At 72.8% G+C, this 23,561-nt stretch carries 26 protein-coding genes; 12 read left to right on the top strand and 14 right to left on the bottom strand.

The features are described from left to right. The first annotated feature begins 199 nt into the window (after positions 1-199). Positions 200-727 (top strand): YbhB/YbcL family Raf kinase inhibitor-like protein, encoded by a 528-nt coding sequence (locus tag ACFYS8_RS24420; protein ID WP_387644233.1) that lies wholly within the window; start codon positions 200-202, stop codon positions 725-727. A 144-nt stretch (positions 728-871) separates the two neighbouring features. Here ACFYS8_RS24420 and ACFYS8_RS24415 read toward each other — a convergent pair whose 3' ends face one another. Beyond that, complete coding sequence (locus ACFYS8_RS24415) at positions 872-1,630, bottom strand: GntR family transcriptional regulator (protein WP_387644231.1); 759 nt, start codon at positions 1,628-1,630, stop codon at positions 872-874. Positions 1,631-1,819: 189 nt separating this feature from the next. On the opposite strand from ACFYS8_RS24415, the gene ACFYS8_RS24410 reads away from it, so the two are divergent. Further along, positions 1,820-2,359, top strand: coding sequence for an ATP-binding protein (locus ACFYS8_RS24410; protein ID WP_387644228.1), 540 nt, complete (start codon positions 1,820-1,822; stop codon positions 2,357-2,359). A 15-nt stretch (positions 2,360-2,374) separates the two neighbouring features. Here the strand turns inward: ACFYS8_RS24410 and ACFYS8_RS24405 are convergent, their stop codons facing one another. From ACFYS8_RS24405 to ACFYS8_RS24395, 3 genes are all read right to left on the bottom strand, one after another. Beyond that, positions 2,375-3,346: an N-acetylglucosamine kinase gene (locus ACFYS8_RS24405; RefSeq protein WP_387644226.1), complete on the bottom strand. Its 972-nt coding sequence runs from the start codon at positions 3,344-3,346 to the stop codon at positions 2,375-2,377. After that, complete coding sequence (locus tag ACFYS8_RS24400; protein ID WP_387644223.1) at positions 3,343-4,098, bottom strand: sugar isomerase domain-containing protein; 756 nt, start codon at positions 4,096-4,098, stop codon at positions 3,343-3,345. Before ACFYS8_RS24400 ends, ACFYS8_RS24405 begins: the two co-directional genes overlap by 4 nt. A gap of 107 nt (positions 4,099-4,205) precedes the next feature. Continuing rightward, entirely contained in the window at positions 4,206-5,186 is a 981-nt protein-coding gene (locus tag ACFYS8_RS24395) for a hypothetical protein (RefSeq protein ID WP_387644221.1), read from the bottom strand. Positions 5,187-5,380: 194 nt separating this feature from the next. Here ACFYS8_RS24395 and ACFYS8_RS24390 point away from each other — a divergent pair, with 194 nt between their 5' ends. Continuing rightward, a complete protein-coding gene (locus tag ACFYS8_RS24390) occupies positions 5,381-5,959 on the top strand; it encodes a DUF4291 domain-containing protein (protein ID WP_387644218.1) in 579 nt (192 codons plus the stop codon). Between the two features lie 27 nt (positions 5,960-5,986). Here ACFYS8_RS24390 and ACFYS8_RS24385 read toward each other — a convergent pair whose 3' ends face one another. Continuing rightward, positions 5,987-7,636, bottom strand: a complete 1,650-nt coding sequence (locus ACFYS8_RS24385; protein WP_387644215.1) for an RICIN domain-containing protein — start codon at positions 7,634-7,636, stop codon at positions 5,987-5,989. Positions 7,637-7,897: 261 nt separating this feature from the next. Continuing rightward, entirely contained in the window at positions 7,898-8,137 is a 240-nt protein-coding gene (locus tag ACFYS8_RS24380) for a chaplin (protein ID WP_387644212.1), read from the bottom strand. A 408-nt stretch (positions 8,138-8,545) separates the two neighbouring features. On the opposite strand from ACFYS8_RS24380, the gene ACFYS8_RS24375 reads away from it, so the two are divergent. From ACFYS8_RS24375 to ACFYS8_RS24365, 3 genes are all read left to right on the top strand, one after another. Beyond that, positions 8,546-8,788 carry a chaplin gene (locus tag ACFYS8_RS24375; RefSeq protein WP_387644209.1) on the top strand — a complete coding sequence of 81 codons (243 nt, stop codon included), beginning with the start codon at positions 8,546-8,548 and terminating at the stop codon, positions 8,786-8,788. 82 nt (positions 8,789-8,870) lie between these two features. Next, on the top strand, positions 8,871-9,275 hold the full coding sequence (locus tag ACFYS8_RS24370; RefSeq protein ID WP_387644206.1) for a chaplin: 405 nt from the start codon (positions 8,871-8,873) through the stop codon (positions 9,273-9,275). Between the two features lie 174 nt (positions 9,276-9,449). Then, positions 9,450-9,833, top strand: a complete 384-nt coding sequence (locus ACFYS8_RS24365; RefSeq protein WP_387644205.1) for a hypothetical protein — start codon at positions 9,450-9,452, stop codon at positions 9,831-9,833. A gap of 76 nt (positions 9,834-9,909) precedes the next feature. On the opposite strand, the gene ACFYS8_RS24360 is transcribed toward ACFYS8_RS24365, so the two are convergent. Continuing rightward, a complete protein-coding gene (locus tag ACFYS8_RS24360) occupies positions 9,910-10,665 on the bottom strand; it encodes a hypothetical protein (RefSeq protein WP_387644202.1) in 756 nt (251 codons plus the stop codon). Between the two features lie 256 nt (positions 10,666-10,921). On the opposite strand from ACFYS8_RS24360, the gene ACFYS8_RS24355 reads away from it, so the two are divergent. The 3 genes from ACFYS8_RS24355 (at position 10,922) to ACFYS8_RS24345 (ending at position 12,212) form a co-directional block, all read left to right on the top strand. Then, entirely contained in the window at positions 10,922-11,266 is a 345-nt protein-coding gene (locus ACFYS8_RS24355; protein WP_387644199.1) for a rodlet layer protein, read from the top strand. Positions 11,267-11,412: 146 nt separating this feature from the next. Then, positions 11,413-11,760 carry a rodlet layer protein gene (locus ACFYS8_RS24350; RefSeq protein ID WP_387644197.1) on the top strand — a complete coding sequence of 116 codons (348 nt, stop codon included), beginning with the start codon at positions 11,413-11,415 and terminating at the stop codon, positions 11,758-11,760. A gap of 194 nt (positions 11,761-11,954) precedes the next feature. Beyond that, positions 11,955-12,212, top strand: a complete 258-nt coding sequence (locus ACFYS8_RS24345; protein WP_387644194.1) for a hypothetical protein — start codon at positions 11,955-11,957, stop codon at positions 12,210-12,212. Positions 12,213-12,390: 178 nt separating this feature from the next. Here ACFYS8_RS24345 and hemB read toward each other — a convergent pair whose 3' ends face one another. The 7 genes from hemB to ACFYS8_RS24310 all read right to left on the bottom strand — a co-directional run bounded on the left by hemB (position 12,391) and on the right by ACFYS8_RS24310 (position 19,572). Beyond that, positions 12,391-13,371, bottom strand: coding sequence for a porphobilinogen synthase (gene hemB, locus ACFYS8_RS24340; protein ID WP_387644191.1), 981 nt, complete (start codon positions 13,369-13,371; stop codon positions 12,391-12,393). A 67-nt stretch (positions 13,372-13,438) separates the two neighbouring features. Then, a complete protein-coding gene (locus tag ACFYS8_RS24335; RefSeq protein ID WP_387644188.1) occupies positions 13,439-15,058 on the bottom strand; it encodes a uroporphyrinogen-III synthase in 1,620 nt (539 codons plus the stop codon). Then, positions 15,055-16,029: a hydroxymethylbilane synthase gene (hemC, locus tag ACFYS8_RS24330; protein WP_387644185.1), complete on the bottom strand. Its 975-nt coding sequence runs from the start codon at positions 16,027-16,029 to the stop codon at positions 15,055-15,057. Before hemC ends, ACFYS8_RS24335 begins: the two co-directional genes overlap by 4 nt. Positions 16,030-16,070: 41 nt before the next feature. Next, entirely contained in the window at positions 16,071-17,456 is a 1,386-nt protein-coding gene (locus tag ACFYS8_RS24325) for a glutamyl-tRNA reductase (protein ID WP_387644182.1), read from the bottom strand. A 31-nt stretch (positions 17,457-17,487) separates the two neighbouring features. Next, positions 17,488-18,360, bottom strand: a complete 873-nt coding sequence (locus ACFYS8_RS24320) for a redox-sensing transcriptional repressor Rex (protein WP_387644179.1) — start codon at positions 18,358-18,360, stop codon at positions 17,488-17,490. A 101-nt stretch (positions 18,361-18,461) separates the two neighbouring features. Beyond that, positions 18,462-19,148: an exonuclease domain-containing protein gene (locus ACFYS8_RS24315; RefSeq protein WP_387644176.1), complete on the bottom strand. Its 687-nt coding sequence runs from the start codon at positions 19,146-19,148 to the stop codon at positions 18,462-18,464. A gap of 145 nt (positions 19,149-19,293) precedes the next feature. Further along, on the bottom strand, positions 19,294-19,572 hold the full coding sequence (locus ACFYS8_RS24310; protein ID WP_387644174.1) for a glutaredoxin family protein: 279 nt from the start codon (positions 19,570-19,572) through the stop codon (positions 19,294-19,296). 99 nt (positions 19,573-19,671) lie between these two features. Between ACFYS8_RS24310 and ACFYS8_RS24305 the strand changes: the two genes are divergently transcribed. From ACFYS8_RS24305 to ACFYS8_RS24295, 3 genes are all read left to right on the top strand, one after another. Further along, positions 19,672-20,610, top strand: coding sequence for an HAD family hydrolase (locus ACFYS8_RS24305; protein ID WP_387644171.1), 939 nt, complete (start codon positions 19,672-19,674; stop codon positions 20,608-20,610). Positions 20,611-21,075: 465 nt separating this feature from the next. Then, positions 21,076-21,924, top strand: coding sequence for an ECF subfamily RNA polymerase sigma factor, BldN family (locus ACFYS8_RS24300; RefSeq protein ID WP_387644168.1), 849 nt, complete (start codon positions 21,076-21,078; stop codon positions 21,922-21,924). A gap of 408 nt (positions 21,925-22,332) precedes the next feature. Beyond that, positions 22,333-23,490, top strand: a complete 1,158-nt coding sequence (locus tag ACFYS8_RS24295) for a DUF5667 domain-containing protein (protein ID WP_387644166.1) — start codon at positions 22,333-22,335, stop codon at positions 23,488-23,490. The last annotated feature ends 71 nt before the right edge of the window (positions 23,491-23,561 follow it).

Genomic DNA, 23,561 nt, shown 5'->3' with positions numbered 1-23,561 from the left:
GGCGCGGACTCCTTCGGCGACGACGGCAGGCAACCCTCAAAGGTCTCGACCAATTCCGTTGCGCCGCAAGCGAATTTCGCACCTCCCGGCCCGACGGGCGATCAGCCCTCGCACGCAAAAAAGGGGATCTTGGCGAACGGACGGCGGCCCACTAAGGTCGCGGGGCATCCATCGACGCACCACCCTCGGGGGAACACCCATGACCGCATCCGACCGACCGCCGCTGCCGCACACATTCCTGCGCCCGGTCCCCACGTTCACCCTGGTCAGCGAGGAGGTGACGGACGGGGGCCGACTGGGCGAGGAGCAGGTCTACCAGGGCGGAAACCGCTCGCCGCAGCTCAGCTGGACCGGATTCCCGGCGGAGACCAAGAGCTTCGCGGTGACCTGCTTCGACCCGGACGCGCCGACCGGCTCCGGCTGGTGGCACTGGCTGCTGTTCGATCTCCCGGCGACCGTCACCGAGTTGGCTTCCGGCGCGGGCACCGGCGAGTTCCCCGGCCTGCCGGAGGGCGCGGTGCACGGCCGCAACGACTACGGCACCCGCGACTTCGGCGGCGCGGCCCCGCCGCCCGGCCACGGCCCGCACCGGTACGTCTTCACCGTGCACGCCCTGGGCGTCGACTCGATCGGCCTGGACGCGGACACCTCGGCGGCGGCGATCAGCGGCACGCTCGGCTTCCACGCGCTGGCCCGCGCCACCGTGATCGCCGAGTACGAGAGCTGACATCGGGCGGCGTGCCCGGCCCGCCGGGCACGCCCGCTACCCCTGATTGGTCCGGACAGATCGAGTTCCGTCGAAACCACGGGTAGCGGACTTGTCCACAGCTCTGTGGACAACTGCGCTCAGTTGCCCGTCGGCTGTGGATGCTCAGGCGTCGAAGTCGTATTCGAGGATGTACGAGGCCGAGTCGAGCACCATCTCGTTGAACTCCACCACCTGGCCGTCCTCGGCGAAGGCGGTGCGGTTCACCAGGAAGACCGGCGTGCCGGGCGCGAGGGCGAGGCGCTCGGCCTCGTTGCCGGCGGGCATCCGGGAGCGGATGTGTTCCTGGAAGTGCACCGGCTTGTGGCCGAGTTCGGCGAGCCGGGCGTAGGTGCCGCCGGGGCCGGTGTCCGGGTCGGTGATCCGGCTGCCCGCCACCAGCGCGGCCGGCAGGTAGGACTCGGAGAGCAGCACCGGCTTGCCGTCCAGGACGAAGCGGCGGCTGCGCACGCAGGCCGACTCGCCCGGCTTCAGGCCGAGGACGGCGGCGATCTGCTCGGGCACCTCCCGTTCGGTGACGGTCAGCTGGTCCACCGTCAGTTCGCGGGCCGCTATGTCGGTCGACCAGACCGAGAAGCCGCCGCCCCAGTTCCGGTCGGACAGCCGCTGGATGCCGCGACGCCTTATCGGCCGGAACTCCCGGACGAAGACCCCCACCCCCTTGCGGGCCTCCGCGATCCCCTCGGTCTGCAGCATGCCGAGCGCCTGGCGGGCCGTCATCCGGGCCACGCCGTACGTCACCATCAGATCGTTCTCGCCCGGCAGCCGGTCACCCGGTCGGTAGCGGCCTGAGTCGATGTCGCGCTTGAGATCCTCGGCGATCCGCTGGTACTTGGGCTGGGTGGCGCGGGGGTGACTGGTCATGGCGGCGGGCTTCCTTCCCTTCTCTAGACATCCTACGCACGGTACGCCCCCCGATGCATTGACATCTCTAGAGATTTCAGCTTGTCTAGAGATGCTGCAATCTGACATACCCTCATATCGGCTGCCGAGTCTCCCGTTCATGGGCGTTTCACCAGCGTTCATCGAACGAAACCGCGTGAGGAGCCCACCATGTCCGTGCACCGTCGATGGTTCTCACTGCCCCGCGAGCCCGCCACCGTCGCCGCCGGACGCCGCCGGGTCCGCGCGCTCATCACCGCCTGGGGCGGCACGCCCCTGGACGAGGACACCCAACTGACCGTCGATCTGGTCACCTCCGAACTGCTCGGCAACGCCGTCCGCCACGCGTCCGGCCCGGTCGTCACCGTCGGCGTGCACGCCGACCCGCTGCACCACCGGGCCGTCATCGAGGTCTACGACACCGCCCCCACCGTCCCGATGGCCGGGCGCCCCGACCGGGACTCAGAGTCCGGCCGCGGCATCCTGCTGATCGCCGAACTCGCCCTCGCCCACGGGGTGATCCGCAAGCGCACCGGGAAATGGGTGTGGGCCGAGATAGCCCTCCCGGCCGGGCGGGCCGACCGCCCGTGGTGGCCGGCCCGGCACCGGAGCACGAAGGAACACCCGGGACCCGATCGGAGCCCGGAGGAGGGCGTCCCGCGGAAGATCCCGGCCGACCGGGTCGGGCCCGGAGCCATGACCTGCCACTGACGCCCGCTCGACCACTCACGCGGTCAGGCGGCCGTGGAGCTCCTCCGTTCCGTGGCCCAAGGTCCGGGCGGCGAGCCAGGCGGCGGCGCCGGCACCGTTCCGGGCGGTGAAGACCTCCGCGTCCGGCCAGCGCGCGGCCAGCCGGGGACGCAGGTGAGCGACCAGCGGCGTCTCGGAGGCGAGCAGACCGCCGGCCAGCACCAGCGGCAGCGACGAGTCGGGTTCGCGGACCAGGGCGAGCGTGTCGATCAGGTGGCCGGCGGCGCGGTCGACCAGGGCGAGCGCCACCGGATCACCGGCCGCCGCCCGGTCGAGGACGATCGGGGCGAACCGGGCCAGCCGGGCCGGCGCCTCGGCGTGGGCGGCGGCGATCAGCGCGGAACGCGGCTCGCGGCCCAGGCCGCCGGGCCCGACCAGCGCGTCGGCGATCGCACCCGCCAGGCCGGGCACTTCAAGTGACGATCCGTCGAACGGCAGCGCGCGGTCCACGGCCGTGAGCGCGGCGGAGACCGCTTCGCGCCCCAGCCAGAAGCCGGAGCCGCGGTCGCCGAGCAGCCAGCCGTGGCCGTCGGCGGTGCGGCGTAGCGCGTGGTCGCGGATCTCCGCGGCGATCGCGCCCGTGCCGCTGAGCAGCAGGGTGCCGTCGGCGGCGGCGGTCCCGGCCGCGTGGGCGAGTTCGGCGTCGCCGACCAGGCGCGGTGTGATGGTCAGTCCGGTGGCAGGCCAGAGCGCCAGTACCTCCGGCGGAGCGAGTGAACCGCCCGCGAGACCGATCACACCCGCCGCCACCCGCCCCGGATCGAGCCCGGCCAGCGCGGCCCGCACAGCCCCGCCGATCTCCCGGACGGCAACCTCCGCACCGTGCGCGACCGGGTTGCCCCCGGCACCGTGCGCGGTGCCGAGGATCTGCCCGTCCAGGGTCGCGACCAGCGCCCGGGTGCTGGTGCCGCCCACGTCGAGGCCGAGCACCAGCGGCGCGCCGGTCATGCGGTGCGACGGATGCGGCCGGCGTACAGCGCTTCCAGCTTGTTGTTGTGCTCGTCGCCGCCGGGAATGTTCGCCGACAGGTAGACGGGCGGAACGCCGCCGCTCTCCTCGACCCGACGAATCACCTCGGCGACGATCTGCTGACCGAGCAGCGCGGCCGTGATCGACGAAATGCCACAGGCCCGGCCGCCGCCCGCCATCGGAAGCACGGCGTCACCGAACGGCGCGCCGTTGTCCAGCACCACGTCCGCGTAGTCGCGCAGCCGCAGGCCGGACGGGTGCTTGGGCTGAACACCCGCCGTGTGCTCGGCCGAGGTGACGACGATCAGCGGGTGACCGTTCTCCTTCGCCAGCCGGGCGAGTTCCACCACGCAGCCGTTGACGCCGGAGTTGGACGCCAGAATGAACACGTCCGCCGGATGCGGGTCGGTCAACTCCCAGAGCATCGCGGCGGATTCGGTACCGCGCTCCAGCTCCGAGCCGGACAGGATCTCCACCGGCCGCCCGCCGAACAGCACCACATCACGCAGCACGATCCGGTTGCTCGGCACCAGCCCGCCGGCCCGCCCGGCGATCTCCATCGCAAACGCCTCGGAGTGCCCGGTACCGAACGCCTGCACAATGCCGTCCGCGGCCAGCGCATCCGCGATCAGCTCAGCGGCCCGCGCCACCTCCCCGGCCTGCGAGCTGCTGACCTTGTCGATGGCGGCATGGGCGGCAGCAACGAAGTCGGCCGCGGAAGGGCTGGTCACGGGAACCTCCAGGCAGAGCACTGTGGGACGGCTCACATGGTCGGCCCGGTCCGCCACCGCTGTCAACGACAGGACTAGACCAGTGCAGGGAATCAACCCGGCCACCGTCACCAGGGCTCGAACCCCGCACACTCGAACGGGTCGTCCTCCGGATCCAGCCCCGGCAGCCCGGGCACGTCCAGCTCCCCCCGCAGCCAGCCCACCAGCACCGCCACCAGCCCACCCGACAGCGGCACTTCACCCCACACGTGCCGGGGCCGGACCACCAGCGGCCAGGTGTCCGGGTCCGCGCCGGTGACCAGCCAGCCCAGCCGGTCGGCGTCGATGCTCGTCCCGATCGCCAGGAAGCCGTCCGCCGGGGCGTCCGACCGCGACAGCGAAGGCAGCCCCAACCACTCCGACCAGGTGCCCCTGCCGTACAGCGCCATCAACTCCCGGTAATCGGAAGGCAGTCGGGCACCCAACGGGTCCGCAATCGGCCGCTCCGGGGGCGGCACCAGAAGCCGCAACGCGGCCAGCCCGGCCGGCCCGTGCAACGCGAACTCGCGTTCGTCCCCGGTGAGTTCACGGCGCGGCGACGGACTCCACCGAACGGCCTGCTGCCAGTGCGGCGCGACCGTGGCCGGCAGCGGGCCCAGGTGGCCGACCCGGTCGAGAATCACCGTCTCCAGGAAGGCGGCCAACGTCAGCCCCGAGTCGAGCAGCGGCTCGGGCCGGGTCGGATCGCACAGCACCACCGTCCAGCGGTCCGGATCCGGATCAGCGGTGTTCCAGCACAGGAACGTCCGGCCGTTCACGACGCTCCCCCAGGGCAGCAGCCCGCCGGGCGCCGGATACAGGCGGGGCGGGACGACTCCCGCCTCACGCAGCTCGACCCGCAGGTCGTGCTTGGACCACGCCAGCGTCCCGAGCTGCTCCCGGGTCGGCGCCTGCAACGCGATCTCCCCGCCGATCACCACCGTCCCGTACCGCGTCAACTCCCAGTACTCGATCGGCAGTCGCACCCCGAGCCAGGACTCGACGGCCACCCGGTCCGCCGCGAAGGGCGTGAGCGGGCCGACCGGGTCGAGCTGGGCGAGAAGGTCCATGGCGCCGATACTGGCGGAACCGCGCGACAAACGCTCACCGGTCCGTCAGGTCCCGAGCACGTGCAGGTCATTGCCATGCGTCGCGATCTTCCCGACGAGTGCCTTCCGCCTCCCGCAGTTCCCCGCGCCCCCGTCTTCGCGACCTGACCGAATATTCACGGGCACGCGGCGGCCCCGACGGACAGGATGGCCGGATGGACGAGGTACCGAAGAAGCAGATCAGAGCCCGTTACGACGAGGAGACGGTGACGGTCTACCAGGCGTTCCGGCCCGAGATCGCGGACCCGGCGGTGGCCGACGGTCGGTGGCCGGAGGCGTTCTCGCGGGATCGGATGACGTGGATCAAGCCGTCGTTCCGCTGGCTGATGTACCGCAGCGACTGGGCGCGGAGCCCGGGGCAGGAGCGGATCGTCGGGGTGGTGATCACACGTCAGGGGTTCGACGCGGCGCTGGAGGCGGCGGTGCTGAGCGGGTACGAGCCGGGGCTGCACGCGTCGAAGGCGGAGTGGCAGCGGGCGTTGCGGCGCAGTCCGGCCCGGGTGCAGTGGGATCCGGAGCGGGATCTGCACCTGCAGCCGCTGCCGCACCGGTCGTTGCAGTTGGGGCTGAGCGGGGAGCTGGTGCGGCGTTATGCCGGGGAGTGGCTGGTGCGGATCGAGGATCTGACGCCGCTGGCCCACGAGTTGCACGCCACCAGGGACGCGGCGCTGCTGCCGCCGGAGCGGCCGTACCCGATGCCACCGGGTGCGGCCGCCCGACTGGGTGCGGGCTGACGGCGAGCCGCCGGCCCGCGGGCAGGATCAGCCGTGCAGGTAGACGATGCCGAGCTTGGTCAGCTGCCAGTGCTGCGCGGCGGAGCCGTTGTCGGCGGCCAGCTGCACCAGCGGGTTGCCCTGGGCGTCGGTCTGGGTGGTGGCGGTGGCCAGCTTGGTGGCGTCCTGGGAGTCGGCCAGCTTGTAAGTGCCGTCACCGACCGGTTGCAGGAGCCAGTGCTGGTTGCCACCACCGTTGCAGCCCCACTGCTGGATCTTGGCACCGGGCGCGGTGGAGGCCCCGGACACGTCCAGACACATGTTGCGGTTGCCGCTGAAGTCGAGTTCGAAGGAACCGCCGGCCTTGATCTCGAACACGAAGGACTGGTTCAGCCCGCCGGTGGCCGGATAGGTGATCGCGGGGCGGCCGTTGGTGGAGTCACCGTAGGTGCCGCCGCCGGACAGGTCGAGCGCCTTGCCGTTGGCCTGGTTGGTGAGCTGGTACCAGGCGCCGTCCTCGGGGGTGTCCGGGAACGGCTTGCCGGGGGTGAGCGCGGTGATCGAGGTGGTGTTCTGCTGGTTGAGCGAGCAGAACGCCTGCCGGAGCCCGGCCTGCTGGTAGAACTGCCGCAGGCAGGCCGCCTCGGCCGCGTAGCCGGCGACCCGCAGGTGGTACGACTGGCGGACGTTGTTCATGCACAGGCCGGGGATGGAGATCGGGCTGTCGCAGCCGTTGCGGGTGCTCTCCGACAGGTCGATCACGTCGCCGTTGGTGTACTCGTACGGCGAGCTGGTCCACTCCGCGCAGACCTCGTGCCCGAAGGCGACCCGCCGCTGGTCGAGGTAGCGCACGCCCGGCACGCCGGAGGCGGCGTCGCGCAGCGCGTCGCTGAGCGTGGGGACGACCCAGTTGTGGCCCCAGGCGAGGTCCTCGGGGAAGGCCGGGCAGCCGTCGGCGACCTTGCCGACGTAGTCGTTGCGCCGGATGTCGGGGGTGATCGGGTTGAAGTACGACTGGTAGACCAGCTGGTAGGAGTCGTCGGAGTAGCCGGCCTTGCGCATGGTGTTGCGGATGTTGGTGAGCGCGGCCGTCACCTTGGGCTTGACCCCGGCGGCGCGCCGGGTGATCTCGGCGCTGCCGATGGTGTCCCGGCAGCCCTGGGACTGCGGGATCGGGAAGTACTGGGCGAGGCAGGACATCATGATGCCGGCGAACTCGAAGTCGTCGTTCGCGCCGATCGTGACGACGACCATCTTCACGTCGTAGTTGGCGGCGGTGGCGGCCAGCTGGACGTCCTGCTTGGCCTCGCCGAAGTCGCCGCTGCCCGGTCCGGTGATCTTCGCCAGCTCGGGGTCGCTGACCAGGTCGCCGGTCTGCGCGCCGGAGCAGGCCAGGTCGATCGGGGTGACGCCGGGGAGCTGGGTCACGAAGATCTCGGACTTGGTGGAGCGGTGGCAGTAGTTGGTGGGGCTGTCCGTGCCGGTGACGTAGTCGTCGTTGGTGTCGGTGCCGGCTCCCTCGCCGGAGATCGCGCTGTCGCCGAGGGCGACGATCGCGGCGGGCTTGCCCGCGCTGGGCGAGGCGGCCTGGGCGGTGGCCGCGGTGCCGAGGCCGGAGCCGAGGCCGAGGGCGGCCAGCAGCGCGGCGGTGGCGAGCAGGGCGGGGGACCTGCGGCGGACCATTGGTGTCCTGGACACTCATGACTCCTTGCGGGGGTGGGGGTACGCCCGGCGGGTGCCGGGCGGCGCGGAGCATGGGGGAACCGGGCCGGAACCCGGCGAACATGAGGCAGGCTCACATGCTAGGTACTGACAGGTAACACAACAAGACTCGCGGAGCGATGCGGCTACGGCACCTGCGACGGCCCGTCAGGAGCCCGGCCCGCAAACGCAGCTGAGCCGCCGCCCACACCCCACCAGGAGGATGTGGACGACGGCTTGATCAACCAGCGGGTGCTGTCAGCCGCCGTTGACGCAGGTGTTGCCGAACGCCGGGTTCAGCAGGCCGATGATGTCGATCGAGTTGCCGCACAGGTTGACCGGGATGTGGATCGGGACCTGGACCTGGTTGCCGGACACGACACCGGGGGAACCGGCGGCGACGCCCTCGGCCTCGCTGCTCGCCAGGGCGGAACCCGCACCGGCGGCGACGATGCCCACGACAGCGGCGCCGACCGCGGCGGCCTTCTTGATGCTCATTTGAGTCTCCTCGATAAATCAGATCTTCCAATTGCCGCGCCGGGGCTACCGGAAGGAAGCACACGGGACGTGCACTCAGCCAACGAAGCCACTCCGAATCAGTTGCGATGCTCTTCGGACAATCACCCGTCCGGCGTAACCGCAGCATTCGGGTGAACGGCCCGGACGATCGGCGAACTCGACCGTTTCCCCCGCCGTACTGGTTCGTTCTTCCTGGCGAACCCCGCTGACGTGAACAGCCGCCGGCGCACCCCCGACGCAGCACGCACCGCCCAAGCCACGGGCGACACGCGGGTCTTGAGCCGCGTGAGTGACATTCACGGCGCATCCGGAAAACAGCGGGCGATGATGCCAATCGCCCGACACCCGACCTTCCACAGTCGGGCAGAACGTGAGGAAGAAAGAGCCATGCGCAACTTCAAGAAGGCGGCGGTCCTGTCCATCGCCGCCGCCGGCCTGGTCCTCGGCTCGGCCGGCCTGGCCAACGCCTCCGCCGAGGCCGAGGGCGTCGCCGCCGGTTCCCCCGGCGTGCTCTCCGGCAACGACATCCAGGTCCCGATCCACATCCCGATCAACCTGTGCGGCAACACGATCGACATCGTCGGCATCCTGAACCCGGCCTTCGGCAACACCTGCATCAACGGCGGCTGAACCGCCCGACGCCGTACCGCGCCGTACGCCCGCGCCACGCGGCACACCAACTCCCCGCTGCGATCTAGGAGATCAACCCCTCATGCGCAACTTCAAGAAGGCCGCGGTCATGACCGTCGCCGCCGCCGGCCTGGTCCTCGGCTCGGCCGGCCTGGCCAACGCCTCCGCCGAGGCCGAGGGCGTCGCCGCCAACTCCCCCGGTGTGCTCTCCGGCAACCTGATCCAGGTCCCGGTCCACGTCCCGGTCAACGTCTGCGGCAACTCGATCGGCATCATCGCCCTGCTGAACCCGGCGTTCGGCAACACGTGCATCAACGGCGACGGCGGTACCGAGGGTGTGGAGCCCGTGGTCGAGCCGGTCGAGCCGGGCGAGCACGCGCACGAGCACGGCGAGCCGGCCGAGCACGAGCACTCCGAGCCGCCGGCCGAGCACGAGCACCACCACGGGCACCACCACCACGAGCCGGTGGACGAGGACTGCGACTGACCGGTCCCGGCCGATCGCCAGCCCCGCGCACACTGCCCCTCGGCCACCGGCCGGGGGGCAGTGCTCGTCCCCGCCGCACCCACGTACTCGTCGCCTCGGAGTACCCAGCGCCCCGGCGACTCGTTAACCCGACGTACCTGTCACCCCGAAGTCCCCTCCCCGAAGGAATGGCCGATGTCCCGGACGACCACCGGAGCGCTGGCCGCGCTCGGCGCCGCGCTGCTGCTCGGCGGCCTCACCGCCCAAACCGCGCACGCCGAGACCGACCAGCTCGCCGGGCTCCCGCTGCCCGCCCCCCACCTGCAGCCCGCCGACGCCCAGGCGGCGCTCGGTGGCACCACCTCCGCGCTCGGCTACGCGGTCGCCCCGGCCAAGGACCTGCGGCTCGACCCGTGGGCCGGATCCGGTGCGGACGTGTTCAACAACGGCGTCACGGTGATCCCCGACAACGGACCCGGCCCGATCGGCACCGGCACGGTCACCAAGCCGCTGTCCGCCGGCGGCGGGGCCAAGGACCTCCCGCTGGCCGGCCCGCTGCTCAACGCGCTGCCGCTCTGACGTCCCCCGGACACCCGTACGGCCCGGCTGCTCCACACGGAGCAACCGGGCCGTACGAACGAGTGGTGGTGCCGCGTCACATCTGCGACTGGTCCAGCGCGCCGGTGAGGGTCTGCGCCGGGTTGGCCTGGTTCAGCATCTCGCCGGTCATGGCGGTGGTGGTGCCGGCCAGCGTCTTCACCGAGTCGGTGACCGAGATCTGGTCCTGCTCGCCGCCGAGCGAGGCCTTGGCACCCGGCACGGCCTGCACCGGGGCGGTCACCAGGTGCGGGTCCACCTTGTCCAGCGTCAGTGCGGCGTCGGTCAGCCGGCCGCTCTCGCCCTGCACGAAGCTGACCGGCCGGCCCAGGCCGACCGCCGGGCCGGCCACGTTCAGCGGGGCGGGCGGCGCGTCCAGGTCCAGGCTGCCGAGCCGCGCGCCCTGGTCCAGTTCGGGCAGCGGCAGCGTGGCGCCCAGCGACGGGCCTAGCTTGGTGCCGCCCAGGGCCGACAGCACGTGGTCCGGGATCGGCTCGGTCGGGCTCTGGCCGGTCCCGCTCGGCGGCAGCAGCGGCGAGGACGGGATGCCGCCGTGGATCTCGCCGCCGTCCGCGAGCAGCGGCAGCGGCGAGTCCGGCGTGCTGAGCGGAATGCTGAACGGCACCTGCTTGGTGGCCAGTCCGTCCTCTAGCGCGGCCACCTCGGCCGGGGTCTTCGCCGCGGCCTGGGCCACGCCCTGCGTCGCCGCCACGCCCGCGCCGACCGCCAGCAGCAGGGCGCCCGCGGCCCGCTTGGAGAGCTTCATGGTGTTCGCCGTTCGTTCGGGTATCCGGTAATTCGGTACGTCGGTCATTCCGTATGACTTCTCGTGCCGCCAGCAGCCCGGGAGGTACTTCGGGTGCGTCGCGCACACCCTGGCGAACGAGCCACCTCCCTCCCGGATAGCGACAGTTAACCGGAACGGCCTAATAATCCGACTGGCGCGCGGAGAAATCGATGATCCTCGACGAATTTTCTCCGCCCCCGTAACTTTCCTGTTCGCCATTCTTTGATCCCGACGACGACGGGGCAGCACCCCTCGAACGGTATTTCAGAGAGGTATCTCGACCATGCTCAAGAAGTCTTTGGCCACCGTCGGCCTGGCCGCCGCCGCGCTGGCCGCGGTGTCCTCCCCCGCCGTCGCGATCGGCGACGCGGACGGTTCGGCCGCCACCATCCAGGGGAATGGCGGCACCAACTCCAGCGGCACCTGGGGCAACCACAGCCCGAACTTCCACTTCGCCGACAACCCGAACATCTGCCTGCCGGAGATCCACAACATCGGCGTGGCAGTGCTGGGCGTGGCCATCCCGGTCGAGGTCGACGCGCTCAACAACGAGCCCAAGCAGACCTGTGTGGTCGGCCAGGGCACCGTCGGCAGCGGCGACGGCGGCGTCTCCCACCTGGTCGGCTGACGTCCCGTCACCGCCCTGGCGCGGAGCCTCCCGCTCCGCGCCCCACGATCCGCCCGCGCCGTTCCCCCGGCCGGGCGGTGGCCCCGGCGCGAGCCACGCGCAAGGGGCACTGCTCCACTCCATCAGATCCGAAAAGGAATGACCCCATGATCAAGAAGGCTCTCGCCGCCGTCGGCGTCGTCGCCGCCGGTTTCGCCATGTCCGCCTCCCCCGCGATGGCCATCGGCGACGCGGACGGCTCCGCCGTCTCCCTGCAGGGCGACGGCGGCACCAACGCCACCGGCACCCACGGCAACCACAGCCCGAACAACCACGTGCTGGACAACCCGAACATCTGCCTGCCCGACATCCACAACATCGGCGTGGGTGCCCTCATCGGCATCGTCGTCCCGGTCGAGGTCGACGCGCTCAACAACGGTGCCAAGCAGACCTGCGACATCGGCCAGAACACCGCCACCGCCGGCGACGGTGGCGTCAGCCACCTGATCGGCTGATCTTCCCGGTCACAGCCGACCGCCGGGTCCGGGGCCAGCCCCGGGCCCGGCGGTTCCGTGTCTCCGGCCGTACCCCCACCCGTTCGTCCGCGGCGCGACCGGGTGATCGGAGCACCGGCGGGCGCGTGCAGCGCCCCGCCAGCCGCACCCCCGTGTTGACGTAGAGACACCACCCGACGCAGAGAGGAACTCTCATGAAGAGCAAGCTGGGCAAGGCCGTCGTCACCACCGTCGCCGCGCTCGCCCTGGCCGGCATCGCCTCCCCCGCCTGTGCGCACGTCGCTGCCGGTGGCGGCGAGGAGGGTGTGATCACCGCCCACGAGCCCTTCATCGCGGGCCACGGAGCGGGCTTCGCCGCGACCGACCACATCTTCACCGCGGGCGGCCGCTACGGCTGGGCCACCTCCACCGCGATCGGCGGCGGCGAGGGCGGCATCATCGCCATCGGCTGACCCCGCGAAAGCCGCCGGCGCAAAGGCCGACGGACGCGAAAACAGGGGCGCGGGGAACTGCGCGCAGCGGAAGGCACCCAACCGCAAGATCGCAACGCAGGACAGTGACCTGCTCTTGATCGCGACCTTGCGGACCGGCCTTGCGCTTGCCGCGCAGTTCCCCGCGCCCCTTCCTGTGCTAGCGCAGCAGGCGGGCGGCCTCGGTGGCCCAGTAGGTGAGGATCTGCTCGGCGCCGGCCCGGCGGATCGAGGTGAGCGTCTCCAGGATGGTGCGCTCGCGGTCGATCCAGCCGTTGGCGGCGGCGGCCTCGACCATCGAGTACTCGCCGGAGACCTGGTAGGCGGAGACCGGCACCGGGGAGGCGTCGGCGATCTGGCGCAGGACGTCCAGGTAGGCCATCGCGGGCTTGACCATCACCATGTCCGCGCCCTCGGCGAGGTCCTGCTCCAGCTCGCGCAGCGACTCGCGGGCGTTGGCCGGGTCCTGCTGGTAGGTCTTGCGGTCGCCCTTGAGCGAGGAGCCGACGGCCTCCCGGAACGGGCCGTAGAACGCGGAGGCGTACTTCGCGGTGTAGGCGAGGATGCCGGTGTCCTGGTAACCCGCGTCGTCCAGGGCGCGGCGGATGACGGCGACCTGACCGTCCATCATCCCGGACGGGCCGACCAGGTGGACGCCGGCCTCGGCCTGCACGACGGCCATCTCGGCGTAGCGCTCCAGGGTGGCGTCGTTGTCGACCGAGCCGTCCTCGGCGAGCACGCCGCAGTGGCCGTGGTCGGTGTACTCGTCCAGGCACAGGTCGGACATCACCACCAGGGCGTCGCCGACCTCGGAGACCACGTCGCGGATGGCGACCTGCAGGATGCCGTCGGGGTTGGTGCCCTCGGTACCGACCGCGTCCTGCACCTCGGGGACGCCGAACAGCATGATGCCGCCCAGCCCGGCCTCGGCGGCCTCGACGGCGGCCCGGCGCAGGGTGTCCCGGGTGTGCTGGACGACGCCGGGCATCGAGGTGATCGGCTTCGGCTCGGCGATGCCCTCGCGGACGAACGCGGGCAGGATCAGCTCGGCCGGGTGGAGCCGGGTCTCGGCGACCAGGCGGCGCATCGCGGGGGTGGAGCGCAGGCGGCGCGGGCGGACGGACGGGAATTCGGCGGACACTTCGAAGGCTCCCTGAGTCACGAAAAAGACGCCGGGGGAGGCTTGGTCGGCCTCCCCCGACGGAGGGTCAGCGCGCCTTGCGGCGCGAACCGGGGCGGCGTTCGCTCGGCCGGTAGACCGGCTCGCCCGCCGCGGTGGCGGCGTCCCGGCGGTTGGCCCCGAAGTCGGCCAGCGCCTGGGCGAGCGCGGACGCGGACGGGGCCGGGGCCATCACGTCGACCCGCAGGCCGTGCTCCTCCGCCGTCTTGGCGGTGGCCGGGCCGATGCAGGCGATGACGGTCACGTTGTGCGGCTTGCCGGCGATGCCGACCAGGTTCCGGACGGTCGAGGACGAGGTGAACAGCACCGCGTCGAAACCGCCGCCCTTGATCGCCTCGCGGGTCTCGGCCGGCGGCGGCGAGGCGCGCACCGTCCGGTACGCCGTCACGTCGTCGACCTCCCAGCCGAGCTCGACCAGGCCGGCCACCAGGGTCTCGGTGGCGATGTCGGCGCGCGGCAGCAGCACCCGGTCGATCGGGTCGAACACCGGGTCGTAGGGCGGCCAGTCCTCCAGCAGGCCGGCGGCGGACTGCTCGCCGGACGGCACCAGGTCGGGCTTCACGCCGAAGTCGACCAGCGCCTGCGCGGTGGTCTCGCCGACCGCCGCGACCTTGATGCCGGCGAAGGCGCGGGCGTCGAGCCCGTACTCCTCGAACTTCTCCCGGACGGCCTTGACGGCGTTCACCGAGGTGAAGGCGATCCACTCGTAGCGGCCAGTGACCAGGCCCTTGATCGCGCGTTCCATCTGCTGCGGGGTGCGCGGCGGCTCGACCGCGATGGTCGGCACCTCCTGCGGCACCGCGCCGTACGAGCGCAGCTGCTCGGACAGGCCGTGGGCCTGCTCCTTGGTGCGCGGCACCAGCACGTTCCAGCCGAACAGCGGCTTGGTCTCGAACCAGGAGTGCGAGGCGCGGTGGGCGACCTGCGCGCCCACCACGGCTATCACCGAGGTCGCCGGGTCCACCGGGGCGGAGACCGGCGAGGGCAGCACCCGGGCGGCCTTCAGGTCGGCGGCGATGGCGGCCAGCGTGGAGGTGAAGGTGCGCTGGCGGGTGGTGGTGCCGGAGAGCGTCGCGGACAGCGCCGCGTCGGGCTTGCGGCCGTGCGCCACCAGGGCGTTCGCGGTCGCGGGCAGCTGGCCCAGGGTGGTGCGCACCACCAGGGTGGTCTCGGGCGCGCCGAGGTCGACCAGCTGGCCGCCGAGCAGCGCCTCGCCGTCCACGAACCGGACGTCCGCGCCCTGGTCGCCGCGGAGCGGGACACCCGCGTAGGCGGGCACGCCGACCGACTGGGCGACGCCGGGAACGACCTCGAACGGGACGCCGGCCTTGGCGCAGCGCAGCATCTCCTGGGCGGCGCAGCCGTCCAGGCCGGGGTCGCCGTCGACGGTGCGGACCAGGTGGCGGCCGGCCCGGACCGCGTCGGCGGCCAGGTCGCACAGCTCCTTGCCGGCGTCGGCCGGGTCGATCACCTGGACGCCGCTGGGGCAGTGGGTGCGGACCGCGGCGGCGGTCAGCGGGTCGGCGATCAGCACGTCGGCGGTGCTGAGCACGTCGACGGCGCGCAGGGTGAGCAGTCCGGGGTCGCCGGGGCCGGCGCCGAGGAAGGTGCAGCGCCCTGCGGGCGGGTGGAATCCGGCGGCGGTCATCGGGCGCGCTCCCCCATCAGGTCGGCCGCTCCGGCGTCGAGCAGCCGGGTGGCCAGGGCGCGGCCCAGGGCCGCGGCCTGCTCCTCGGCGGCTTCGTCGAGGACGAGCGGGCCGTTGGCGGACATCTTGAGCAGTTCGGCGCCATCGGTGGTGCCGACCACGCCCTCCAGGCGCAGTTCGGTGCCGGCCCAGGTGGCCAGCGCGGCGACCGGCGCGGAGCAGCCGGCCTCCAGGGTGGCCAGCAGGGCGCGCTCGGCGACCACGGCGGCCCGGGTGGGGACGTGGTCGAGCCGGGACAGCACGGCGGCCAGGGTCGGGTCGACGCACTCGACGGCGAGCGCACCCTGCCCGGGGGCGGGCAGCATCAGCGCGGTGTCGAGGTGCTCGGTGATCTCGGCGTGGCGGCCGAGCCGGTTCAGGCCGGCGGTGGCCAGCACCACGGCGTCGAGTTCGCCGGAGGTGACGAAGTTGATGCGGGTGTCGACGTTGCCGCGGATGGCGACGGTCTCGAGGTCGGCGTCGTGCGCCCGGGCCCAGGCGTTGAGCTGGGCCATCCGGCGCGGGGAGCCGGTGCCGATCCGGACGGTACGGCCGTCGGCCTTGCCGACCAGCTCGGCCAGGGTGAGGCCGTCGCGGGCGATCAGGGCGTCCCGGACGTCCTCGCGCTCGGGGACGGCGGCCAGCAGCAGCCCGGTGGGGGCGGCGGTCGGCAGGTCCTTGAGCGAGTGGACGGCCAGGTCGATGCGGCCCTCCAGCAGGGCGTCGCGCAGCGCGGAGACGAACACACCGGTGCCGCCGATCTGCGCCAGCGACTCCCGGGAGACGTCCCCGTAGGTGGTGATCTCGACCAGCTCCACCCGGCGGCCGGTGATCTTGGCCACCTCCTCGGCGACCATGCCCGACTGGGCCATGGCGAGGGCGCTGCGGCGGGTACCGAGGCGCAGCGGCGTCACTGTCTCTGGACCATTCATGAGGTGATCGTCCTGGTCGTGCTGGGGGGCTGACGGGGTGTTCATCTGGGTGCTCCGGCGGGCGGGGCGACGGCGGCCTGGGCGGCGGGGATACCGCCGGCCGGGATCGAGGACCCGGCCCGGTCGCCGGTCGGGGTGCCGGAGACAGCGTGCACTGCCGCGGGGTCCAAGTCGAACAGTTCGCGCAGGGCTTCCGCGTAGGAGGCCCCGCCGGGTTCGGCGGCGAGCTGCTTGACCTTGACGGTCGGGGCGTGCAGCAGTTTTTCGACCACCCGGCGGACGGCCTGCGAGATCTCCGCGCTGGAGCGCTCGTCGAGGTCGGGCAACCGGGAGGTGAGCCGGGCGAGTTCGCTGCGGACCACCTCGGAGGCCATGGCGCGCAGGGCGACCACGGTGGGGGCGATCCGGGCGGCGCGCTGCGCCTGGCCGAATGCGGTGACCTCGTCGCCGACGATGGTGGAGACGGCGTCCACGTCGCCCGCGCCGGGGGTGGCGGCGTGCGCGTGGGAGAGGCTCTCCAGGTCGACCAGCAGGGCGCCGTCGAGCTGGTGCACGGCGTGGTCGACGTCCCGCGGCATGGCGAGGTCGAGGAAGGCGAGCGGCTGCTCGGCGCTGCGGGCGGCGACCGCGGCGGCCACCTCGGCGGCGTCGATCACGGTGCCGGCGGCGCCGGTGCAGGAGATCACCAGGTCCACGTCGGCGAGTGCCTGCGGGACCTTGTCGAAGTCCAGGGTACGGGCGGCGCCGCCGAGGATCTCCACCAGGCGTTCGGCGCGGGCCGGGGTGCGGTTGGCGATCTGCAGGTCGGTGATGCCGACCCGGACCAGGGTGGCGGCGGCCAGCGAGCTCATCGAGCCCGCGCCGACCACCAGGGCGCGCTTGCCGGCGATCGGGCCGGCGCCGACGGCGACCTGCTCCAGGCCGAAGGTGACCAGCGACTGGCCGGCCTTGTCGATGCCGGTCTCGCTGTGCGCCCGCTTGCCGACCCGCAGGGCCTGCTGGAACAGCTCGTTGAGGCCGCGGCCCGCGGTGTGCTCGTCCTGGGCCTTGGCCAGGGCGTCGCGCAGCTGGCCGAGGATCTGGCCCTCGCCGACGACCATCGAGTCCAGGCCGCAGGCCACCGAGAACAGGTGGTGGACGGCGCGGTCCTCGTAGTGCACGTACAGGTGCGGGGTGAGCTCGTCGAGGTCGACGCCGCTGTGCCCGGCGAGCATCTGGGACAGCTCGGCGACGCCGGCGTGGAACTTGTCCACGTCGGCGTACAGCTCGATCCGGTTGCAGGTGTTGACCAGTGCCGCTTCCGCGACGGTCGCCGAGGCGGCGGCGTCGTGCAGCAGCCGGGTCGGGCTCTCGCCGGTGAGCGCGGCGCGCTCCAGTACGCCGACCGGTGCGGTCCGGTGACTCAGACCGACTACCAGAAGACTCATGCCCCCACCTCGTCGTGACGGATGTTGGTGCTCACGCCGGCATCACCGCGGACAGGTCGTCCTCGGGGCCCTTGGTGCCCTTGGCGGCCGGGGTGCTCTTCGCCTGCTCACCCTTGCCGCCACCGGCGGCGCGGCGCAGCTTGGCGGCGGCGGCGCGGACCGGCCCGGGGGCGCGGTCGAGCACCGAGTCGCCGGCGGCGGGCTCGTCGCCGGCCTTGCGCTGCTCGTGGAAGGCGAGGATCTGCAGCTCGATCGACAGGTCGACCTTGCGCACGTCCACACCGTCCGGAACGGTCAGCACGGTGGGGGCGAAGTTGAGGATGCTGGTGACGCCGGCCTCGACCAGGCGGTCGCAGACCAGCTGGGCGGCGCCGGGCGGGGTGGTGATCACGCCGATGGAGACGTGCTGGGAGACGACAATGTCCTCCAGCTCGTCCATGTGCCGCACCGGCAGGCCGGCGGCGGTGCTGCCGACCACGTTGGGGTCGGCGTCCAGCAGGGCGGCGACCCGGAAGCCGCGGGAGGCGAAGCCGCCGTAGTTGGCGAGGGCGTGGCCGAGGTTGCCGATGCCGACGATGACGACCGGCCAGTCCTGGGTGAGGCCGAGCTCGCGGGAGATCTGGTAGACGAGGTATTCCACGTCGTAGCCGACGCCGCGGGTGCCGTAGGACCCGAGGTAGGAGAAGTCCTTGCGGAGCTTGGCGGAGTTCACGCCGGCCGCGGCGGCCAGCTCCTCGGAGGAGACGGTCGGCACGGAACGCTCGGACAGCGCGGTCAGCGCCCGCAGGTAGAGCGGGAGACGGGCCACCGTCGCCTCCGGAATGCCCCGCGCACGCGAGGTCCGGCGCGCGGCGCCCGGATCGGGCGTCTGCGAACTGTGGGGTGAGGGTCGGCCGATTGCCACGGTGCTCCTGTGGGTGAAGCTGGGCTTGGACCGCCAGGCTATGCGTTTGTGAACGTGTGCACAAAGATGGTGTCCGATTTGTCCCCGAACAGTGACACGCATCACTCGTAACCCGCCGCACCGACCAGCGGACGCGACCCTTCCGCTCCGGCCGGCCACGGACCCAGCGGAGCCCACCGGCGCAGCAGTCGGACCGACCCCGGGGCACGGGCCGAACGGGCCGCCGCCAGCCGCGGCCACGGCACCGCTGCGGCTCGACCGGCCTCCGGAACCAGCTCGTCCATCGGGGATCCGAGCCGCAGGCAGTGGCGCAGCAGTTCGACGGTGGCCCGGGCGTCGCCGAGCGCGGTGTGCGCCGGGAACCAGCCGAGCCCGGCCGCCTCCACGCACGCCGACAGTCCGAAACCGCCCGCCTGCGGCATCAGCCGCCGGGCCAGCCGCATCGTGCACACCGCCGGCAGCACCGGCAGCACCACGCCGATCCGCGCGAACTCCCGCTCCAGGAACGCCCGGTCGCAGGTCACGTGGTGTCCGACCAGCACCCGGTCGGCCAGCAGCTCCAGCAGCCAGGGCGCGATCTGCCGGAACCGCGGTGCGCCGACCACGTCCTCCTGCGCTATCCGGTGCACGTGCGTCGGCCCCACCGGCCCGGCCGGGTCGAGCAGCGTGGCGAACACCCGCTCGGTGCGCAGGGCGGCGTCCAGCTGCACCACGGCGACCTCGACCACCCGGTGGCGCCACGGGCTGCGACCGGTGGCCTCGACGTCGACGACGGCATAGCCGTTCATCGCGCCCTCCTCTTGCACGGCCCCCGGTGGACAACCGTTCGATGGTAAGCCGGGAGCCGCCGGAACTCCTAGGGCCGAGGGTGTCGAGCGCCTACGAAGGACCGCCGGAGCGAGGACAGGCCCTCGGGGCCCGCCGGCCGGGGAGTCAGGCCAGCGCCTTGCGCAGCCGCTTCTCGTCCACCCGCCAGAAGTCGTGCTGGCGGCCGTCGATCAGCGTCACCGGGATCTGCTCGGCGTACTGCTCGTACAGCGCCGCGTCCTGCAGGATGTCCTTCTCCTCGAAGCCGACGCCGAGCTCGCCGACCACCTTGAGGATCACCGCCCGGGCGTCCTCGCACAGATGGCAGCCGGGCTTGCCGATCAGCGTCACCGTGGTGTCGGCCGGGTTCTTCTTCGCACGTCGCAGCAGGCTCACCCCACTCATTGTGCAGGCGCTCACGGCGCCGCCCCGGATGCCCCTCGTTCACCGGTGCGGCACTCCTCGGTCACGGGGGCGGGCGCCCCGGCTGACTATGCTCGTCCCATGGCAGCGCTGCGAAGGCTCACCCGGTCGAGGCGTTCCACCGACGAACGGACCGTCCTGGCGGGCGAGGCCGCGGCCGACGCCGCTCAGGAACAGCTCACCCCCGACGCTACGGAACCGGGCCGCCCCAAGGCCCCCGAGGGCGACCACACCCCGGTGCCCGGCGACGTCCGGGCCGCCGCGTTCTTCGACTGCGACAACACCATCCTGCGCGGCGCCGCGATCTTCTACCTCGGCGTCGGCCTGTACCGGCGGCGCTTCTTCACCCGCCGCGACCTGGCCCGGTTCGCCTGGCAGCAGGCCGCGTTCCGGCTGCGCGGCGCCGAGAACGCCGAACACATCGCCGACGCCCGGGACAGCGCGCTCGGCCTGGTCGCGGGCAAGCGCACCGCCGACCTGGAACGGATCTGCGAGGAGATCTTCGAGCCCGTGCTGGCCGAGAAGGTCTGGCCCGGCACCCGCGCCCTGGTCCAGATGCACCTGGACGCCGGACAGCGGGTCTGGCTGGTCACCGCCGCCCCGCAGGAGGTCGCCCGGCTGATCGCCCGCCGGCTCGGCATGACCGGCGCCCTCGGCACCGTCGCCGAGACCCGCGACGGCGAGTACACCGGACGGCTGGTCGGCGGCATGCTGCACGGCCCCGCCAAGGCCGCCGCCGTCCAGGCCCTGGCCCGCCGCGAGCACCTCGACCTGGCCCGCTGCGCCGCGTTCAGCGACTCCGCCAACGACATCCCGATGCTCAGCCTGGTCGGCCACCCGTACGTGATCAACCCGGACGCGGCGCTGCGCCGGCACGCCCGCGCGATGGGCTGGCGGGTGCGGGACTTCCGCACCGGGCGCAAGGCAGCCAGGATCGGCATCCCCGCGGCGGCCGCGCTCGGCGTCGCGGCCGGGGCGGCCGCCGCCGCGGTGGCGATGCGCCGCCGCCAGCGGGCCTGACCCGGCATCACCCGCCCCGCCCTTGACCGGGCGTCAACCCGCCGCCGCCGACACGCCCCCCGACGGGTGGTCCCGGCATGCCCGCGGCCCCTCCCGGGCAGGCCCTGAGCAGGCGCCGCGGCCGTGACCGGAAGTGATCGTTCGGCAGTCGGTCAAAGTCGTGGGTTGGGAACGCCCCGACCGGGGAAACCCGGGCCATCCATCACCAGTCGGTCACCAGATGCGCACAAGCGGTCGCATTGAGCCGGTGAGATGGCGTCAACTCCGGTCATCGGCAGCCGAATTTGCGCGAGAAGTGGACTTCCTTCGACCACTTCGACCACGGGGTGTAGCTGTCATTGCACAAAGCGTTATTCTCTCTTGGATGCACGCCACCCCGAACGTCCCCGTGACGGGTGGTCAATGCGGCGTGCCTCTCCGCACAGGCGGAGGTGATCCGTCCACAGTTCTGCCTCTGGGAGTCCCGTGTACCCACCCGTCCGGAACGACGCGCCAGCCACCTCCCGCCCGTCGAGCGCCGGCCTCCGCCGCAGTGTGCGCCTGGAGCGACTGTGGGCCGCGATCCGCGAGTTCGAACTGCTGGCGCCCCAACCCGCGGTGGCCGGCCCCGCGTTCACCACGCCCGCCCCCGCCGCGTTCGCCGCGCCACTGCTGCGCTCCACCGCCGCCGGCAGCCCCGCCGCCGCCCCGCGCAGCCGGACCGTGCCCTCCCCCGGCACCCGCGGCCGCACCCGCACCGCGCCCGCCGGCCCCGGCTACGACACCGAGCACAACCCCGTCGTCGATCTGGTCGAACGTGCCCAGAACGGCGAGAGCGAGGCCTTCGGGCGGCTCTACGACCACTACGCCGACACCGTCTACCGGTACATCTACTACCGGGTCGGCAGCCGGGCCACCGCCGAGGACCTCACCAGCGAGACCTTCCTGCGCGCGCTGCGCCGGATCGGCACCTTCACCTGGCAGGGCCGCGACTTCGGGGCCTGGCTGGTCACCATCGCCCGGAACCTGGTGGCCGACCACTTCAAGTCCAGCCGGTTCCGGCTGGAGGTCACCACCGGCGAGATGCTCGACTCCAACGAGTGCGAGCGCAGCCCCGAGGAGTCGGTGCTGGAGTCGCTCTCCAACGCCGCCCTGCTGGACGCGGTGCGGCGGCTCAACCCGCAGCAGCAGGAGTGCGTCACGCTGCGCTTCCTGCAAGGGCTTTCGGTCGCCGAGACGGCCCGGATCATGGGCAAGAACGAGGGCGCCATCAAGACGCTGCAGTACCGGGCGGTGCGCACGCTGGCCCGCCTGCTACCGCCCGACGCCCGGTGATCCGCGGGCCGTGGACGCGACACCCGAGAGACCCCCGACCGGCAGACCCTCGCCCGGCAGCCCCTCGCCCGGCAGGCCCCGGCGCGAACGACCTTGCCCGGCGCGCCCGTTGGCGGCGCGCCCGGGCCCGGCGGGCGTGCAGCCGGATCGCCCGGGCCGTGATGCGCCGTCAACCCCGCGCGGGCGCTTGCCCGTCCGGGTGATGGGACGGTCATCTGCTCTGCTTAATACGCCAGGGGGGTCGTGCGTAACCGACTCCCGACACCGCTCGTTGGCCAGCGTGCATCCCGCCACCGGGCCCGCAGTCAAGTGGGATTTCGAGCTGTCACCCGATGGTGTGGTTTCGGCCTGTCGGGACAACCAACCGACGGGCCACGGTGTCGAAAACGACGAAGGGAGGTGTGGCCCGTGACGGCAAATGTGCTGGAGCACCGGCGGGCGAAGTCCTTCGCCGAGGCGCTGGAGGCCCACCAGAGTGACCACCGGAGCAGCGGCGCGCACCGGGCCGGCTCCACCGCCATGACCGAGCTGCTCACCATGGCCGACGCCCTCGGCGCGCTCCCCGCCCCCGGGATCGCCGCCGAGACGCGGACGGTCCAACGCGCCCGGCTGATGGCCGCGTTCGAACAGCAGTGGGCCGAAGGCGCCCCCACGGCGGTCCTCCCCGTCCAGCGCGCCAGGCGCACCCGCCGCACCCGGTGGGGCCGCCGCCTGGCCATCGGCGGACTGGTCGCGGGCGTCGCCGTCGGCTCCCTCGGCGGGGTCGCCGCGGCCTCCACCAACGCCCTGCCCGGGGACGCCCTGTACGGCATGAAGCGCGGCCTCGAAGGGCTGCGCCTCGACCTGGCCGACAGCGACTCCGAGCGCGGCGCCCTGCTCCTCCAGCAGGCCTCCACCCGGCTCGACGAGGCGCAGTCGCTGGTCGGCCGCACCGACCCGGGCAACACGCTCAGCCCCGCCACGGTCGACCAGGTCCGCCGCGCCCTCGACGACATGCACGCCGAGGCGCTGCGCGGCCGCGCCCTGCTGCGCGCGGTCTACCGCTCCAACGGCTCGCTCGCCCCGATGCGCCAACTCGCCGGCTTCGCCGGGCAGGACGAGCGCTGGTCGGCCCTGCAGTCCCGGCTGCCGTCCGGCCTGGCCGGCCAGGCCGACAAGGTGGACCGCCTGTTCAGCGACATAAGCGAGGACGTCGCGCCCCTGCGGCTGGTGCAGCCTTCCGGCCAGGGCAGCGACGGCAGCGGAACCACCGGCGGTTCCGGCACGGGGGCCGGCCAGCAGCAGCCGGGCGGCACCACCACGGGCGCCAACGGCGGCACCGGGAACGGCCCGGCCGACGGGTCGTCCGCGCGGGGGGCCACCCCGTCGGCCAGCCCGTCCGCCAAGCCCGGTCTGGGCGACCTGCTGGGCGGCCTCACCGGCTCCGCGCCCTCGCCGACCGCCCCGCCGGCCCAGGGCGGCGCTCCGGCCCCGTCGGCCTCACCGGCCGCGCCCCCGGGAGGCAACCAGGGCCTCAACCTCCCGCCGCTCCTCCCGGGGCTGCTGCCCGGGCTCACCCTCGGCTGAGCCCCGATCGCCCCGCGCCCCGCGCCCCGCACCGGGGGCGCGGGGCGATCGGCGAAGCATCGGCCCGCCGG

It is taken from the genome of Kitasatospora sp. NPDC004615 (genome assembly GCF_042873545.1).
Taxonomy (GTDB): domain Bacteria; phylum Actinomycetota; class Actinomycetes; order Streptomycetales; family Streptomycetaceae; genus Kitasatospora.
Note: the sequence above shows the minus strand (reverse complement) of the source record. Positions and strands in the feature narration are given on the sequence as shown.

Coding starts and splice junctions, on each gene's coding strand:
- ACFYS8_RS24360 (WP_387644202.1), bottom strand. CDS start 10,665: ATGACCGACGTACCGAATTACCGGATACCCGAACGAACGGCGAACACC.
- ACFYS8_RS24370 (WP_387644206.1), top strand. CDS start 8,871: ATGCGCAACTTCAAGAAGGCCGCGGTCATGACCGTCGCCGCCGCCGGC.
- ACFYS8_RS24375 (WP_387644209.1), top strand. CDS start 8,546: ATGCGCAACTTCAAGAAGGCGGCGGTCCTGTCCATCGCCGCCGCCGGC.
- ACFYS8_RS24390 (WP_387644218.1), top strand. CDS start 5,381: ATGGACGAGGTACCGAAGAAGCAGATCAGAGCCCGTTACGACGAGGAG.
- ACFYS8_RS24380 (WP_387644212.1), bottom strand. CDS start 8,137: ATGAGCATCAAGAAGGCCGCCGCGGTCGGCGCCGCTGTCGTGGGCATC.
- hemC (WP_387644185.1), bottom strand. CDS start 16,029: ATGAATGGTCCAGAGACAGTGACGCCGCTGCGCCTCGGTACCCGCCGC.
- ACFYS8_RS24410 (WP_387644228.1), top strand. CDS start 1,820: ATGTCCGTGCACCGTCGATGGTTCTCACTGCCCCGCGAGCCCGCCACC.
- ACFYS8_RS24355 (WP_387644199.1), top strand. CDS start 10,922: ATGCTCAAGAAGTCTTTGGCCACCGTCGGCCTGGCCGCCGCCGCGCTG.
- ACFYS8_RS24345 (WP_387644194.1), top strand. CDS start 11,955: ATGAAGAGCAAGCTGGGCAAGGCCGTCGTCACCACCGTCGCCGCGCTC.
- ACFYS8_RS24365 (WP_387644205.1), top strand. CDS start 9,450: ATGTCCCGGACGACCACCGGAGCGCTGGCCGCGCTCGGCGCCGCGCTG.
- ACFYS8_RS24305 (WP_387644171.1), top strand. CDS start 19,672: ATGGCAGCGCTGCGAAGGCTCACCCGGTCGAGGCGTTCCACCGACGAA.
- ACFYS8_RS24325 (WP_387644182.1), bottom strand. CDS start 17,456: ATGAGTCTTCTGGTAGTCGGTCTGAGTCACCGGACCGCACCGGTCGGC.
- ACFYS8_RS24315 (WP_387644176.1), bottom strand. CDS start 19,148: ATGAACGGCTATGCCGTCGTCGACGTCGAGGCCACCGGTCGCAGCCCG.
- ACFYS8_RS24335 (WP_387644188.1), bottom strand. CDS start 15,058: ATGACCGCCGCCGGATTCCACCCGCCCGCAGGGCGCTGCACCTTCCTC.
- ACFYS8_RS24395 (WP_387644221.1), bottom strand. CDS start 5,186: ATGGACCTTCTCGCCCAGCTCGACCCGGTCGGCCCGCTCACGCCCTTC.
- ACFYS8_RS24415 (WP_387644231.1), bottom strand. CDS start 1,630: ATGACCAGTCACCCCCGCGCCACCCAGCCCAAGTACCAGCGGATCGCC.
- ACFYS8_RS24310 (WP_387644174.1), bottom strand. CDS start 19,572: ATGAGTGGGGTGAGCCTGCTGCGACGTGCGAAGAAGAACCCGGCCGAC.
- ACFYS8_RS24420 (WP_387644233.1), top strand. CDS start 200: ATGACCGCATCCGACCGACCGCCGCTGCCGCACACATTCCTGCGCCCG.
- ACFYS8_RS24350 (WP_387644197.1), top strand. CDS start 11,413: ATGATCAAGAAGGCTCTCGCCGCCGTCGGCGTCGTCGCCGCCGGTTTC.
- ACFYS8_RS24405 (WP_387644226.1), bottom strand. CDS start 3,346: ATGACCGGCGCGCCGCTGGTGCTCGGCCTCGACGTGGGCGGCACCAGC.